Origin of the sequence: Granulicella pectinivorans, from assembly GCF_900114625.1 — a bacterium.
In the GTDB taxonomy this organism is placed as follows: domain Bacteria; phylum Acidobacteriota; class Terriglobia; order Terriglobales; family Acidobacteriaceae; genus Edaphobacter; species Edaphobacter pectinivorans.
This window is the reverse complement of the sequence record NZ_FOZL01000001.1, coordinates 2,326,861-2,341,870: the sequence shown is the minus strand read 5'-3', so window position 1 is coordinate 2,341,870 and position 15,010 is coordinate 2,326,861. Positions and strand designations below refer to the sequence as shown.

At 60.4% G+C, this 15,010-nt stretch carries 12 protein-coding genes; 7 read left to right on the top strand and 5 right to left on the bottom strand.

The genetic code is table 11. From position 1 onward, the window contains the following. Positions 1–4: 4 nt before the first annotated feature. Genes BM400_RS09395 through BM400_RS09385 form a run of 3 tightly spaced genes read right to left on the bottom strand, consistent with a single transcriptional unit; the run spans position 5 to position 2,523 of the window. Positions 5–700, bottom strand: a complete 696-nt coding sequence (locus tag BM400_RS09395; RefSeq protein ID WP_089838751.1) for an urea amidolyase associated protein UAAP2 — start codon at positions 698–700, stop codon at positions 5–7. A 21-nt stretch (positions 701–721) separates the two neighbouring features. After that, entirely contained in the window at positions 722–1,435 is a 714-nt protein-coding gene (locus BM400_RS09390; RefSeq protein ID WP_089838750.1) for an urea amidolyase associated protein UAAP1, read from the bottom strand. Positions 1,436–1,494: 59 nt separating this feature from the next. Beyond that, the gene (locus tag BM400_RS09385) at positions 1,495–2,523 is read right to left on the bottom strand and encodes a Vgb family protein (protein ID WP_245781784.1); all 1,029 of its coding nucleotides are present in this window, start codon (positions 2,521–2,523) and stop codon (positions 1,495–1,497) included. Positions 2,524–2,892: 369 nt separating this feature from the next. On the opposite strand from BM400_RS09385, the gene BM400_RS09380 reads away from it, so the two are divergent. From BM400_RS09380 to BM400_RS09350, 7 genes are all read left to right on the top strand, one after another. Further along, positions 2,893–3,927 (top strand): putative urea ABC transporter substrate-binding protein, encoded by a 1,035-nt coding sequence (locus tag BM400_RS09380; RefSeq protein ID WP_245781783.1) that lies wholly within the window; start codon positions 2,893–2,895, stop codon positions 3,925–3,927. A gap of 5 nt (positions 3,928–3,932) precedes the next feature. After that, positions 3,933–4,793: an ABC transporter permease gene (locus tag BM400_RS09375; RefSeq protein WP_089838745.1), complete on the top strand. Its 861-nt coding sequence runs from the start codon at positions 3,933–3,935 to the stop codon at positions 4,791–4,793. Positions 4,794–4,810: 17 nt separating this feature from the next. Further along, on the top strand, positions 4,811–5,692 hold the full coding sequence (locus BM400_RS09370) for an ABC transporter ATP-binding protein (RefSeq protein WP_245781782.1): 882 nt from the start codon (positions 4,811–4,813) through the stop codon (positions 5,690–5,692). After that, positions 5,689–8,922, top strand: a complete 3,234-nt coding sequence (locus BM400_RS09365) for a PSD1 and planctomycete cytochrome C domain-containing protein (RefSeq protein WP_089838742.1) — start codon at positions 5,689–5,691, stop codon at positions 8,920–8,922. Before BM400_RS09370 ends, BM400_RS09365 begins: the two co-directional genes overlap by 4 nt. Before the next feature lie 63 nt (positions 8,923–8,985). Beyond that, entirely contained in the window at positions 8,986–10,422 is a 1,437-nt protein-coding gene (locus BM400_RS09360) for a DUF1501 domain-containing protein (RefSeq protein WP_089838740.1), read from the top strand. 70 nt (positions 10,423–10,492) lie between these two features. Beyond that, complete coding sequence (locus BM400_RS09355) at positions 10,493–10,975, top strand: c-type cytochrome (RefSeq protein WP_089838738.1); 483 nt, start codon at positions 10,493–10,495, stop codon at positions 10,973–10,975. A gap of 130 nt (positions 10,976–11,105) precedes the next feature. Then, positions 11,106–12,026 (top strand): LysR family transcriptional regulator, encoded by a 921-nt coding sequence (locus BM400_RS09350; RefSeq protein ID WP_089838736.1) that lies wholly within the window; start codon positions 11,106–11,108, stop codon positions 12,024–12,026. A gap of 6 nt (positions 12,027–12,032) precedes the next feature. Here the strand turns inward: BM400_RS09350 and BM400_RS09345 are convergent, their stop codons facing one another. After that, a complete protein-coding gene (locus BM400_RS09345) occupies positions 12,033–12,662 on the bottom strand; it encodes a DJ-1/PfpI family protein (protein ID WP_089841676.1) in 630 nt (209 codons plus the stop codon). A 65-nt stretch (positions 12,663–12,727) separates the two neighbouring features. Next, the gene (locus tag BM400_RS09340; protein ID WP_175528944.1) at positions 12,728–14,713 is read right to left on the bottom strand and encodes a multicopper oxidase family protein; all 1,986 of its coding nucleotides are present in this window, start codon (positions 14,711–14,713) and stop codon (positions 12,728–12,730) included. Positions 14,714–15,010: the final 297 nt, after the last annotated feature.

The following is a 15,010-nucleotide window of genomic DNA, read 5'->3' as shown; positions in this document are numbered from 1 at the left end:
GAAGCTAGGACGCGGGTTCATCCCAGATGAGGATGCGGACCGGCGTCGGGTTATACGCGTTGCAGGGATTGTTGAGCTGTGGGCAGTTGGAGATGATCATGAGCGTATCCATCTCGGCACGGAGTTCGACATATTTGCCAGCGTCTGAGACACCGTCTTCGAAGCTCAGTTTACCCGCCGGCTGGACAGGCACATTCATGAAGAAGTTGATGTTCGCCGTGAGGTCGAACTTATTGAGTTCGTGTCCGCTGATCGCTGACCACTGCATCGCTCCCTTGAGGAAGCTCTGGCGGCAGGCGTGCATCGAGCGCTTTTCGATATCGTAACGAACCATGTTGCTTTCTGCGGAGCACGCGCCACCCAGCGTATCGTGACGTCCGCAGGTGTCGGCGACGATGGTCAGCAGCGTGTGGCGCAACGTGCTGATGAGTTTCGTCCCTGTGGTGAGGTATACACTGCCCTGCGTGCGAATGGTGTCCTGCGCGCTGTAGCGATCCACATAGTTATGCGCGTTGTAAAACAACGTATCGACAGCCTGGTTGCCTTCGAGATCGACGATGCGGATGTATTGCCCGCGCTCAATCTCGTGGACGAAGGAATCTCCGGCCAGGACCACCTGGTCGAAGACGGCGTCTTCAGAGCGGCGCGGACTGATTTGGAGCATCGTCTCCGGTATAAGTTCAATTCCTTGAACGTTCATAAAAGCTCTCTCTCTCCTTCCCTAAAGGAAGTAACGTTCCGTCATGATGAAGCCGCGCGCATTTTCAGCGCGGGAGTTGCGAGTCAGGTCGTCCGGTCCGGGTGCCGGTACCTGCTTGAGCGTCAATTCAACGCGTTTCTGCGTGTAGTCGCGGGATGGGTCCATGGGATGCTGGCAACTGTTGAGGATGACGAGCGTGTTCATCTCCGCGCGCAGCTCCACCGCATCACCAGCCTGGGCGTTGTTGGGGACAAAGCGCATCGCGCCTTCGTCCGAGACCTCCACCTTGCTGAAGAAGTTGATGTTCATCATCAGGTCACGTGCACTGAGGCCGTACTTGGCGAGTTCGATGAGAAAGCCGTCGAGCCCGCTCTGGTGCCACGCGTTGCGTGATTGCTGGTAGGAGCTGAGGCCATACTTTGCGGCCACCATGGCATCGTCGGAGCAGCCACCGAGCGGATCGTGCCAGCCCACGGTGTCTTCAGTGATGGAGCAGAGGATGCGGCCCATGTCGGAGTAGAGGGCCACACCGGCGGTGAGACGCGCCAGGTGCTGTGCCTTCAGTGCGTCCGGAAGGCTCATCCTCTCGGAGAAGTTATCGGCGTTCAAGAGGATCACGCCCACGTTGGGCGCGTCATCGATCGCGGTAAGCCGCAGCGCGGTACCGCGTTTCAGAATATGGGACCAGGTGGAGGAGCCAGGTAGCGTCTCCTGCCAGAGAATGCGTTCGTTCAAGGGATGTATCTTTCTCCAGTCAAGCGACCGGTTGTTTGCAAGTTCGTGCGGTGCCGAGCTTAGTCCTGCTGAGGGGGAATGCGCCAGACCGAAGCCAGACGAAGGTTCGAGAGCCAGACCGAACCGCCGCCGGCGCGCATGCCGTCGCCGCCCGGTCCGGCCCACTGCCCCACTACCTTATTTGTTTTCGCATCGACCTTGGTCAATGGAAAGTCGAACATCGCCGCCCAGACAAAGCCGTCGGCGTAGGACAGATCGCCGCCACCGCCGGGAATGCCACACTCGATCGTCGCGACCAGCTTGCCGGTCTTCGTGTCGACGCGCGAGATGGTGCCGTCGCCCTGGTTCAACGTCCAGACCGAGCCTTCGCCCGCCGTGATGAAGCGTGGCTTGGGGCCGATGGGAATCGTCGCCACCACGGTATTCGTTTCAGGGTCGACCTTGATCAACTGGTTCTGGCCGAAGGAGGAGACCCAGACGAAGCCGTCGGCAAACGTGGGATTCTCAGTTCCTTCCGGCAGATCGATCGTCGCGGCCACGGTGTTGCTCCTGGGATCGATGCGAAGGAGCTTGCTGGGCTTGACGACGAACCAGACCGAGCCGGCGCCGGTGGCGATGCCGCCCTCGGAGTTTGCGGCGTCCGCGGGAATGCTGGCGACGATCTTGCCGGTGGCTGGGTCGAGCCGGTCGAGCTCATGGGTACCGCAGCTTGGTGCCCAGATGGAGCCGAAGCCCTCAGTCAGGCCGGAGCAGGGGCGCGCCACGTCCACGATGAGGCCGACCGTATTGGTCGCAGGCAAAAGCTGCACGACGTGATTGGCACGGGCGCTCGAGACCCAGACGGCATCCCGGGTGATGACGGACCAGTCCGGGCTACCCTCGACCGGGAAGACCGCGGTCTTCTTCAGTTCATCCATCGGGTGAGAGACGCCAGGAGTATGCACGCCGGGCCGCACAATACGGGGCGGCCGCGCCGGTGGGGTGGCACCGGTTGGAGCCGGCAGAGGGGTCTGCTGCGCGTGCAGCATCGAGACGCTCAGGATCGTAAGCGCGGAGGCAACATGGGCGATACGTTTTGCTTTGGACATCGCTCGATTCCCGTCTTCAACTCGTGTGGATGCTTCCATGCAGGGGAACTAGGCACAGCAAGGGTATTTCCCGGCTGCAGACTGCAAAGAAGAACATTGGCTGACTCATTCCCTATTGGCATTCTCATACGCGTGCATGTGGGTCGAGGCGTTCTATTGCCACTCCCCTATAACAGCTATTGCCGAATGCCATGCATCGCGAAAGGGGTAAAAAGCCATGGCTAGAATGGGCACATGCATTCATTCCAAAAAACCGGTGGTTCGCACCGTCAGGCGAAGACCTGTACCTCGGCGTCCCCTGCCGTCTCTGGTTATCGGTCTGGTTATAGGTCGGTACTGGTTGCAGCGGCTGTCTGCCTGATCGTTGCCTTGTCGACCTCTGCGCCACTCGAAGCTGAGGTGCCCAGCTTTACCGTGGGCTGGTCCGCATACGCCGGTTGGAATCCCTACTTCTATATGCAGAAGTCGGGCATCCTGAAGAAGTGGGCCGATAAGTACGGGATCGCGATTAAGGTGCAGCGTTTCGACTATGCCGCCTCCCTCGACTCCTTCGTTGCCAAGAACATCGATGCCTGCACGATGACGAATATGGAGGCGCTCGATATGCCGGCGGCCTCCGGCGTGGATACCACCGCGATCCTCATGGGCGACTACTCCAACGGCAACGATGCCGTGCTCACCCGCAACGGTATCGGCTTCGACAAGATCGGCGGCAAGAAGGTGATGCTGGTCCAGAAGACGGTCTCCGAGTACCTGCTGGAACGCGCCATGGTGCTGAATGGCCAGCAGTCCAAGCTTTCCTCGCTGCGGTTGATCAATACCTCCGACTCCGACATTGCGCCTGCGTTCATGAACAATGCTGCGAACGAAGTAGTCGTCACCTGGAAGCCGCTCGTATCGCAGATCCTTGGCGATCAGGGCGTGCATTCCATCTTCGACTCCTCCAAGATTCCCGGTGAGATTCTCGACCTGCTGGTCGTGCAGACCTCCGTACTGAATCGTCCCGATGGCTCGGGCGAGAAGTTCGCCAAGGCCATGGCCGGTGCGTGGTACGAGACCATGCAGCGCTTGACCTCCGGCGGTCCCCAACAGGCTGAAGCGTTGAAGATCAGCGCCGGCGCATCGGGCGATACTGTCGATTCGTACCGCGAACAGTTGAAGACCACTGCCCTGTTCAGCACACCGCAGGCCGCCGTCGAGTTCACGACGAGCCCGACGCTGAAACAGAAGATGGAGTTGGTACGCCAGTTTTGTTTCACGCACGGTCTTCTGGGCAAGGGCATCAAGTCGGTGGACGATGTGGCGATCACGTATCCGGATAGCAGCGTACAGGGCCGCAAAGATCGCGTCCGTCTCCGTTTCGATGTGAAGTATATGCAGGCAGCGATGCAAGGGAAACTCTAAACGCCATGGCTCGATTCTCCCCGTTCGATATCCAGGCACGACCAAACCGTCTGCTCGGGCAGGTGCTCTCGGCGCTGCTCTTCCTGATATGTCTGGGGCTTTATGTCCACACCTCGCAGGTGCGGCATCGCGAGAATGCCGAAGACCGCATCGTTCCCAACGTGCAGCAGTTGCGCGCGGGCGTTCATGCCTCCGTGCTTGAGCCCGCGGAAGAGGACGACTACATCGCTCCGGAAGGCGCGTCGAAGTGGGAGCGCTTCCGTCACTCCATGATCTGGAAGGACACGGCGTCGAGTGGACGACGGTTCGGCATCAGTCTTCTCCTCTTCCTGCCCGCGATTCTGCTGGCGCTGCACATCGGGCTTTACCCGTACTTCAACGCGGGCCTGATGCGCTTCGTGCTCTTCTTCGACAAGATCGTCGCGCTGTCGCTGCTGCCCATCCTCTTCATCGCCTTTGGCATCGATGAGCTCTCCAAGATTGCGCTGATCTTTATCGGCGTAGCTCCCACACTGATCCTCGACGTCGTCCAGATGGTGAAGGCGGTGCCGCAGGAGCAGGTGGTGAAGTCGTTCACGCTGGGCGCCAACAACTTCGACGTGACCTACCGCGTCGTGCTGCGGCAGATTCTGCCGCAGATCATCAACAGCCTCCGTCTGAATCTGAAGCCCATCATGCTCTTCCTGTTCGCGGGCGAGATGATCGCAGCTTCCGATGGTCTGGCTTACCGTATCGCAATCATGCGCAGGCATATGGGGATGGATGTCATCCTGCCCTATGTTCTGTGGGTCGCTCTTCTCCTGTTCCTCGTTGACTTTGGCCTTCGCCTGTTGAATAAGAGGATGCATCCGTGGTTTCAGTCCTAGATCAGGAAGATAAAATTATGGCGCTTTCAACCGCGCCAACCGTGGCGACCTCGATCCATGTCGACCAGGTCTCTGTCTCCTATGCGGCAGGCAAGAGAGAGCGCAAGACCATTCTCGATGAGATCGACCTTGATATCGCGGCGGGTGAGTTCGTGGTGGTTCTGGGCGAGACGGGCTGCGGCAAGAGCACGCTGCTGCGCATGATCCTGGGGCAGGAGCGTCCCACCAAGGGGGCGATCCACGTCGCCGGTCGTACGGTTGAACGGGTGGGCGCAGGTTGCGGCTACGTCCCTCAGAAGTACTCGCTCTTCCCGGATCGCACCGTGCTCGGCAACCTGATGATGGGTCCGGAGACGGCTGGCTATCACATCCTCGGTCGTCTCCGACCTGGCTTCCGCGCCTTCCGCAGGCAAGTTCGCGATAAGGCGTACCAGCAACTGGAGCGCATGGGGCTGCAGCGCAGCGACGGAGACAAGTATCCGCATCAGCTTTCTGGCGGCATGCAACAGCGCGTCGCCATCGCGCAGGCACTGATGATGAAGCCAAAAATCCTGTTGATGGACGAGGCTTTCAGCGCGCTCGATCCCGGCACGCGCACCAGCCTGCAGAGGATGCTGCGTGAGATCTGGCTGGAGACACGTCCGACCATCGTCTTTGTCACGCACAACACCGCGGAAGCTTTGTTTCTTGCCACACGCATCATCGTACTGGCCAAGCAGACCACCGGCGGCCGCTCCGGAGCGAAGATTGCCCTGGACATGCGGCTGCCGGACGCAGGGATGAGCCTGAAGCATCATGGCCAGGCATTCCTCGATCTCGTTGACCATATCGAACTCTGTTCGCAGGGTTTTGAATCGGCAGTTGAACGGATAGCGAACCTAGAAGGAACCGCGCGATGAAATCACGTTGGCTCATTGGTACATGCACTCTGCTCGCTCTGAGCGGTGGAATCAGCTCCATCACCGCCGTTTATGGCGCCGAGAATCCGCAACAGAAACCGAAAGACAAGGTCCACTCCGCAACCATGTCGGCGGCGGAGATGTCGAAGTACTTCGAGGATAACGTTCAACCCATTCTGGCGAAGAACTGCCTCGGCTGCCACACTGACAAGATGAAGGGTGGGCTTCGACTGGATTCGCGCGATGCGATGCTGAAGGGCGGCGATACCGGTCCGGCCATCGTTCCGGGCACCCCGGATAAGAGCCTTCTGATCGAGGTCGTGAAGCAGACCGGCGAGACCAAGATGCCGCCCCCGTCCAAAGGCCCCAAGCTCTCCGACGCAGACATCGCCAAGATGTCCGAGTGGGTGAAGATGGGCGCGGTCTGGAGCGGTTCCGCCACCACCGTGGCAGACACCAAGACACCCGGCAGGGATGTCGCGGGGGAAGAGTTCTTCGAGAACAAGGTTCGTCCTATCCTCTCCACGCAGTGCGGTCAGTGTCATATGGCCAAGTCCTCCGGTGGTCTCAGCCTCACCTCGCGGGAGGCGTTGCTGAAGGGTGGAGACGACGGCCCCGCCGTGGTTCCCGGCGATCCTTCGAAGAGCCTTCTGCTGAAGGCCGTTCACCAGGTCGGCGAAGTGAAGATGCCGCCCAAGGGACAGAAGCTCACGGACATCGATGTCGCGGCTCTGGAACAATGGGTGAAGATGGGCGCTCCGTGGCCTGCGACCTCTGCCTCGGTGCGTGCAGCGAATGACGATATCACCGACGAGATGCGCAACTTCTGGTCGTTCCAGCCGCTGAAGGTTCCGGTGATTCCGCCCGCCTCAAAAGATGCGGGGTGGGCCAGGACCGACATCGACCGCCTGGTGCTCGCGAAGCTTGAGACCAAGGGCCTGAAGCCCGGGGCCATGGCTGACCGTCGCACGCTCATCCGCCGCGCCACGCTGGACCTGACCGGACTCCCCCCAAGCGAGGAGGAGGTTCATGCTTTCGAAAAGGACACGGATCCGAAGGCGTACGAAAACCTGATCGACCGCCTGCTGGCATCGCCGCGTTACGGTGAGCGCTGGGGTCGCCATTGGCTCGACGTCGCACGCTACTCCGACGACGACATCCGCGGTCTCGATCCGCGCGGCCGTGGCTATATGCCGATGGACGGCGCTTACCTTTACCGCGACTGGGTGGTGAAGGCCGTCAATGCCGATCTGCCCTACGACCGCTTCATTAAGATGCAGCTCGCCGGCGATCTGCTCGAAAAGAATCCGACGCCCGACGATCTCTCCGCGACCTCGTTCCTCGGCGAAGGTCCGTGGATCTGGGATCAGGCCGAGCCGCTGCAAGGCCGTGCCGATGAGCGCAATGAGCGCATCGATGCGGTCACGCGTGGCATGCTTGGACTGACCGTAGCCTGCGCACGCTGCCACGATCACAAGTACGACCCCATCCTGGCCAAGGACTACTACGCGCTGGGTGGCGTCTTCGCCAGCTCCACGTATAAGGAATACACGCTGGCCCACGAAAGCCAGGTGAACTACTACAAGGATCTCTTCGCCAGGGTCGACAAGATGGACGAGGCGATCCAAGCTTACAACAAGACTGAAGGCGAGCAGCTTGCCAAGGCCATCGCCTCGCAGTCAACGGCCTACATGGTTGCGGCGTGGCGCGTCTCCGGGAAGCAGAAGATGAAGGTCTCGGATGTAGCCGACCGCGACAAGCTGGATCCTGAGCAGCTCGACCGCTGGGTCAAGTTCCTCGCACGCAAGCAGTCCTACTACCCCTACCTGCACGATTGGCAGATGATGATCGCGCAGGGCGGCACGGAGGACCAGGCGAAGGCGCTGGCGGAAACCTTCCAAGACCTCATTCTCGACATCGAGTTGGAACAGAAGTCGCTCGAGGAAGAGAACGAGAAGATCAAGGCGCGGGCCGACATCCCCACGCGGCGCAAGAAGGATGCCAAGCCCAACGAGTTCGACACCTACGACGAGTTCTGCCCGGGCTGCAGGCTGGAACTCAAGGTCATGACCTCCGAGCGTGCGAATCTGTACAGCGATCTGTTCGTGCGCGCACTGTCTTCGGATGCGGAAGGCGCCGGAGAACCCGGACTTTTTGCGTACCGCGGGTGGGGCCTGCGCCGTCGCCTTGGCGAGACCGAGCAGACCTACCTCGCGACGCTTGAAGCCCAGTCGAAGAAGATGCACAAGGAGCTGCCGGATCAGTATCCGTTCGTGCACGGCATGGCGGACAAGCCGAAGGCAACCAACATCCCTCTGAACATTCGGGGCAACCCGGCGAACTTCGGCCCTGAGGTCCCGCGTGCCTTCCTTACGGTTCTCCGCACGCCGGACAAGAAGCCGTACAACCAGGGCAGCGGCCGGCTGGAGCTTGCGAACGACATCATCGCCAGCCCCATCGCCTCGCGCGTCTGGGTCAACCGCGTGTGGAAGTGGCACTTCGGCACAGGCATCGTCAACTCGGCGGATAACTTCGGCAAGGTCGGCGATCCGCCGTCCAACCCAGAATTGCTGGACTATCTCGCGGTGACGTTCCAGAAGAACGGTATGTCGCTGAAGAAGCTGCAGCGCGAGATCATGCTCTCGGCCGTCTACCAGCAGACCACGAAGGAGAGCCCCGAGGCTAAGGAGAAGGATCCGGAAAATCGCCTCTACTCGCACTTCACCCTGCAGCGTCTGGATGCGGAGCAGCTTCGCGATTCCCTGCTCTTCGTCGCCGGCGATCTGGATACGAAGATGGGCGGTCCTGCAAAGGAACTCGGCATCGGCAACACCCGGCGTACGATCTACGCCAAGGTGAGCCGCTACCGCATCGATCCGTTCCTTCAGGCATTCGACTTTCCCAACCCGACCTTCACCGCGGAGCAACGCTTCTCCACCAACGTTCCGGTGCAGCGGCTCTACTTCATGAACAATCCGTTCGTCTTCGCACAGGCGGGCAAGTTCGCCGACCGCGTCGCCGCCAAGGGAGACGATTCCGCCCGGATCACGCAGGCATACGAGTATCTCTTCGGTCGCAAGCCCACAGCGAATGAGCTGCAGCTCGGGCTCAACTTCCTGAAGTCCACTCCCGAGAAGCCAGGCTATCTGGTCAATCAGGAGCCCCTCACCGCATGGAAACAATACGCACGGGTGTTGTTCAGCTCAAACGAGTTCGAGTTCCTCAACTAAGATAGATGTTGGGACACCAGCGTCACGGTACGGATGCACTGAGCAAGTTATGGAGATACCATCATGTTCAAGCCGAAACCTGTCAATCGTCGCGACGCCCTGAAGAAAATCGGTGGTGGATTCGCGTTCCTCAGCTTTGCCAGCATGATCGGCGAGTCGCTCGCCCAGGCTGAATCGCTGCCCGATGCCTTCGCTCCAACTGCTCCCTGGATGAACAAGGATCCTAAGTTCAAGCCCAAGGCGAAGCATGTCATCTTCCTGTTTATGAACGGCGGCATGTCGCACGTCGATACCTTCGATCCGAAGCCGATGCTCGCCAAGTACGACGGCCAGCCCATGCCCGGTGGCGATCTGGGACACGAACGCAAGACCGGCACGCTGATGAAGTCGCCCTTTGAGTTCAAGCGTTATGGCAAGAGCGGGATCGAGGTCAGTGAGCTCTTCCCCAACGTTGGCGAGTGCATCGACGACATCTGCGTGGTCCGTTCCGTTCATACTGAGATCCCGAACCACGAGCCTGCGCTCATCATGATGAACACGGGTGCAAACGTTGCCGGTCGTCCGTCCATGGGCTCATGGCTCACCTACGGTCTCGGCACGACGAACAAGAATCTGCCCGGCTTCGTCGTCCTGTGTCCGCGCGTGCCTACAACCGTTGGCCCACCGCTCTGGAGCTCAGCGTTCCTTCCCGCGATTCATCAGGCGACGTACGTATCCTCCGATGTGCGCGACAAGGAGTTCGACCCCTACAAGCTCATTCCCAACATCCATAACTCCCGCTTCGACATGGACGCGCAGAAGCAGGAACTTGACCTGGTCAAGAAGCTCGACCAGTTGAACATGACCGACACGCAGGAGAATCCGCAGCTTGAGGCCACGATCGGCTCCATGGAGACCGCCTACCGCATGCAGACCGAAGCGCCCGACGTCTTCGACGTGCGCAAGGAGAGCGAGGCGACCATCAAGATGTACGGCGAGGGCAGCACCGCGCGCGGATGTCTCACTGCGGCCCGCCTTATCGAAAAGGGCGTGCGGATGGTGCAGGTCTACTACGCGGCGGGCGATCCCTGGGATCACCACGCCGATATCCTGATGCATCGCAAGACCTGCAAGGACTCCGACCAGCCCTTCGCAGCGCTCGTGAAGGACCTGAAGGCACGCGGTCTCTTCGACGAGACGATCATCGTCTGCGGCTCGGAGTTCGGTCGCACACCGGTCGTAGAGCTCGGCGGCGCAGGCACGCATAACGGCCGCGACCACAACCCGCATGGCTTCACCATGTGGCTGGCCGGCGGCGGCATCAAGGGCGGCATGACGTATGGTGCCACCGATGACTTCGGCTGGAAGGTCGCCGACAAGCCAGTCCACGTTCACGATATCCACGCGACGATCTTGTACTTGATGGGTATCGACCACACCAAGCTGACCTATCGCAACAGCGGCCGCGACTTCCGTCTCACGGACGTCTCCGGCAACGTCATCCACGACATCATCGCGTAACTGCGATCCAACACGAGGCCCTGCGGGGGCAGCCCAAGCCGGCAGCCTCCGCACGCAGGAGTGAAGCAGCATGAAGCAGAGCAGTCGAGTCGCCGCACTTGTCCTCGCCGTTACCGTCCTTGGGCTTGCTGGATGCAAGGCCACTCCACCGGGCAAGGCGGAGACCAAAGTTGCCGATTGGACCAAACACCATGTCACCGTCGGCGGCAAGAAGGACGTCAATCCCGTGAAGGCGACCGAGGAGTCGATCGAAGACGGCAAGCAGCTCTTCAACTCCTACTGCATGGTCTGCCACGGCCTCGACGGGCAAAACACCGGCGTTCCCTTCGCCGATACACTCTCACCCCGAGTGCCCTCGCTCGCCAGCCCCGAGACCCAGTCCTACACCGACGGCCAGCTCAAGTGGATTATCAAGAACGGCCTTTATCCCTCCGGGATGCCCCCATCGGATGGCGAGTTCTCGAACGACGAGATGTGGCGCATGGTCGTGTACATCCGCCATCTGCCCCCCAAAGGAAGCCTGGGGGTTCCCCCCGTCTATAGCGGCAAGTAGGCCCGTCCATGTCGGGCAAGCGACACACCTCCGGTTCTCGTCTACTGTAGATAGCAGCAAGCATTGGGGATGCCGCACGGAAGGAGAGCAGCACGGCGCCCTGATCTGACTCAAGTTCCAAGAGGGGCTCATGTACTTCGACTGGCTGAACACGTTCCTGGAAGTCGCGCGAGAGAAGAGCTTCTCGCGCGCCGGCGAGAAGCTGCACGTTACCCAGCCGTCGATCTCCGCACAGATCCGCTCGCTCGAAACCCACCTCGGGCATCGCCTCTTCGATCGCGGTGGGCGCAAGGTGACCCTCACCGCCTCCGGCAGAATCTTCATCCCCTTCGCCGAGGAATCGCTGCTCCGCTTCAAGCATATTCAGGCCGCACTGGCCGACCAGGAGCGCACGCCTCGAGGCACCCTGACCGTCAGCGCCAACGACTCTACCGCGCTCTACGTGCTGCCTCTGCTCATCACCAAGTTCAAGAAGAAATACCCGCGTGTCGTCCTCAATATCGTCCGTGCCGAACGCTCGAAGACACTCGCTTTCGTGCTCGACCGCGAGGTGGACTTCGGCATCGTGTCCCTGCCCATCAAGGATCCGCGCCTACACGTCGAACTGATCCACGAAGACAGGCTGGTGCTGGTTGTGCCCGCAGCGCACCCTCTTACGCTGCTCGAGTGCGTCACGCTCTCCGATGCCGCCAAGCATGGATTTCTGGTCCCCAAGGAAGGCCGTCGTCGCGAGTTGATCGATCACCTCTTCGTGCGCAACAAGACCGCCCGTCGCATCACCATGGAACTGGACTCCAGCGAACTCCTCAAACGGCTGATCGTCGCCGGGCTGGGCATCAGCTTCATGCCCAGGATCAACGTCATCGACGAGCTCAACCAGGGTCTCGTGCAGATCATCGACGTCAAGGGCGTCTCCATCCCGCGCAACCTGGCACTGATCTCTCGCAACGATATGCCGCTCACCCGCGCGGGCAACGCCTTCTTTGCCTCTGCCACAGGCAGCGCCCGAGACGCCGCAGGCTCGAAGAAGCCCGTCAAGACGAAGGCCTGACGCCGCCTACCAATGCAACATGCAAGCAGGCGTCTTTCCCAGATGGCCGTGGACAGGAGGCCTGGGGAAGTATTGCGTCGTCGCCTGCACGCCTTCGGCGGTCTTCTCATCGAACAGCAACTTGATGAGTTCGAGCGCGCCGTCCAGGCCCGCCGAGATGCCGCCACAGGTAAGCCGATTGCCGGACCGCACGAACCGCCGGTGTTCGCGATCGACATGAACGCCCTCAAACTGCGCGAGGCAATCCACAAACGCCCAGTGCGTGGTCGCATGGTGTCCCTTCAGCAGCCCCGCGCGCGCCAGAAGCAGAGCTCCCTCGCATACGGAACACACCCAGGTCGCCTTCTCCGACACGCGACGCAGATACTCGAAGTACGTTGCGTGTTCGTGAGGCAGCATCCGCTGGAGTGCTTCAAGCGCTCCGCCCGGCACCCAGAGTACGTCGAGGTTTGGAGCACTCTCAAAACTGCCGTGAACCTCGAAGCGGATGCCATTGCCGGAGGTCACCCCATGCCCGTGCTCCGAGAGCAGGATAACCTCAAGCCCCTTGGACGGATCGACCCAGCCAAACATCTCGCACGGTCCCATCACGTCCAACAGATCGACGCCTTCATAGACTGGTATTCCCAGCTTCATCGTCTTCTCCATCCAGCAAACAGCCGCAACGAGAGCGCAGGCTTCGTTGCGGCTGTCGAGCTGCGTCAGTGCTTCATCTGATCATGCTCCAGCATCATCATGGCATCGGGCATCGGAGTGGCCAGATCCTTCACCACGTTTTCTACCTCCATCATCCCGAGGTCCTCGTGATCCAGGATGTGGCAGTGCATGACGAACGCTCCGGTGAAGTCCAGGTACTGCGTATAGACATTCACGTTCGCGGCAGGAGGGATGAGCAGCGTATCCTTCCACACCAACTCAGGATTGCCGTTGGGATCGGAGCGAGAGACCTGGAAGGGATTGACGTGGATGTGAAATACGTGCGGCAGCGGTGGAATGCCGCTCGGCACATTGGCTGGATCGCCAACGGTGGTAATGTTCCACATCTCCGTTGCGCCGAGCAGCAGCTTGCGCTCGTGGGACGGGTCATAGGCCATGTAGTTCACCTGAAAGTAATTCGTCGGGCAGCCTCCAGGGTTCGAGGCGCAGTTCGGAGTACCGCCCGGATTGCGCAGATCGGCACCCAGCTTGAAGACCACCTCCTGCACGCCGATCGGTCCTCCCTGCTGACCAAGCTGAGCCGGCAGATTTACGTTCGGAAACGGATTCATCTTCGCCATCTCCGCGGCGGTGGGCAGAGTCATATTTTCCGGGTCACCATCCACCTCGAGAATGGCAAGCAGAGCCTCACGCTGCTGCGAACCGCGCAGCGACTGGTTGGTCGAGACTGCACGATTCCACAGGCCATAGCGGCATGTCGTCGGAGCAACCGCCCTCGCATTGGGAGCCATCAGCAGAGCACGCACATCGCTGTGCGACAGCAACGACGCCTCGGAGGCAGCGTGCTGCTGCAGGTTGCAGGGTCTGGCCTTCACAAGAACGTCGCTGCGATAGCCGGGTTCAAGGTCGAGCGGCTGCGTATCCTCATTCCAGTCGTCGATCTTGCCGGTGTAGATACCGTCCAGCGCAATCTCATGCAGTGTATGGTCGTCCAGTTGCAGTTCGATCGACTCGCGGAAGCTGGTATCGATCATGCGCCACCGCGACACCTCACCCGGTCGCATATGAATGATCGGAACGATCTGGCCATTGACCGTCGTCCTGCGATTCGAGCACTGCCACGTGCCAACCGACGTCTGGTCGGGCAGAGGCCCACCGAACGCCGCGCAGTTCTTGACCGTGGGGATACCGGGCGATGGAAAGAACGAAGCGATGGTCGTCACTTCGCCATCCTGGTTATAGAGAATGCTCTCGAACTCGAGGATCTTCTCATGCTGCTCGTCGCTCGCGTCGCGCAATGACGCAGGCAGAGTCGCGGGATCGTCATCGATGATCAACGCGCCCGCCATACCGCTGCCCACCTGAATCGAGGTAGAACCATGCGCGTGCGGGTGATACCAGAACGTCCCGGCCGGATGATTCTTCGGAATGGCCACTTCATACTTTTGCGTCTGTCCGGGCATGACGGCGATCAAAACATCGTCGCTTGCAATCAGTTCATCTTTGCGTCCCGGAGCACGGACAATGTGGCTCGAAGGCGACACATGCAGACCGTGATAGTGCATGTTGGTGGTATTGAAGCTGTGCGGAATGGTCACGAGATGCGCCTGGGTCGCCTCATCCTCATACTGCCGTGCGACCTCCGCCGCTGTCTCCTTCGGCAGCGCGTTGATCAGGTTGAGCTTCAACGTATCGCCCGGCTTCAGCCGTATCGTTGGCCCCACCAGCTCTCCGTTGAACGAACGCAGCTTCACGCCGCAATCGGCCAGCTTCGTCTTGGCCGGATCGGTATACTTCACCGTCAGATCCGTCTGCAAAACGCCGCCCACGGAACGCAGCGCAGGTGGCGTCTTCAACGGCTGCATCGCAACGCCAGGCTTTTCCAGATCGATGGGCACATACGGGCAAGGCCCCTTCGGATCCTTCAGGGCGAAGCTCTGGAGCCGGGCAGCCGGCGTAGGAGTTTGAGCAGCGGCACTGCCAATCAAAAGCAGAGCAAGCGAAGCAACAGTTCTCACGAAAGTAGACATACGGGACATCTCTCCTAGGTGCGTCTCAGTGGGGCGAAACAGGATGATTCCGCGGCAACAACCGGACACGATGCCGCAGTAGTACGGGCCCGAAGAAAACCTTTGCGGTGTGCGCGCCAGACGATCGACACAGCCACGCCGAAGCTGCCGGCATAGTCCACCGCTGGAGCGAGATCGAAGATACGGAATGCCGCAATGAGCAAGAGAGAGGCGACCGCCAGCAGAAGCGGCGCACATCCTCTTCCCCGTCGCCTGAACACGACAACAACGCACGCCCCAAGTGCCAGAGCGGTGAGA

What these genes read in the sequence shown, in the direction of transcription:
- BM400_RS09395 (WP_089838751.1), bottom strand. Translation starts at nt 700, where the DNA reads ATGAACGTTCAAGGAATTGAACTTATACCGGAGACGATGCTCCAAATC.
- BM400_RS09385 (WP_245781784.1), bottom strand. Translation starts at nt 2,523, where the DNA reads ATGTCCAAAGCAAAACGTATCGCCCATGTTGCCTCCGCGCTTACGATC.
- BM400_RS09375 (WP_089838745.1), top strand. Translation starts at nt 3,933, where the DNA reads ATGGCTCGATTCTCCCCGTTCGATATCCAGGCACGACCAAACCGTCTG.
- BM400_RS09370 (WP_245781782.1), top strand. Translation starts at nt 4,811, where the DNA reads ATGGCGCTTTCAACCGCGCCAACCGTGGCGACCTCGATCCATGTCGAC.
- BM400_RS09365 (WP_089838742.1), top strand. Translation starts at nt 5,689, where the DNA reads ATGAAATCACGTTGGCTCATTGGTACATGCACTCTGCTCGCTCTGAGC.
- BM400_RS09360 (WP_089838740.1), top strand. Translation starts at nt 8,986, where the DNA reads ATGTTCAAGCCGAAACCTGTCAATCGTCGCGACGCCCTGAAGAAAATC.
- BM400_RS09355 (WP_089838738.1), top strand. Translation starts at nt 10,493, where the DNA reads ATGAAGCAGAGCAGTCGAGTCGCCGCACTTGTCCTCGCCGTTACCGTC.
- BM400_RS09350 (WP_089838736.1), top strand. Translation starts at nt 11,106, where the DNA reads ATGTACTTCGACTGGCTGAACACGTTCCTGGAAGTCGCGCGAGAGAAG.
- BM400_RS09345 (WP_089841676.1), bottom strand. Translation starts at nt 12,662, where the DNA reads ATGAAGCTGGGAATACCAGTCTATGAAGGCGTCGATCTGTTGGACGTG.
- BM400_RS09340 (WP_175528944.1), bottom strand. Translation starts at nt 14,713, where the DNA reads ATGTCTACTTTCGTGAGAACTGTTGCTTCGCTTGCTCTGCTTTTGATT.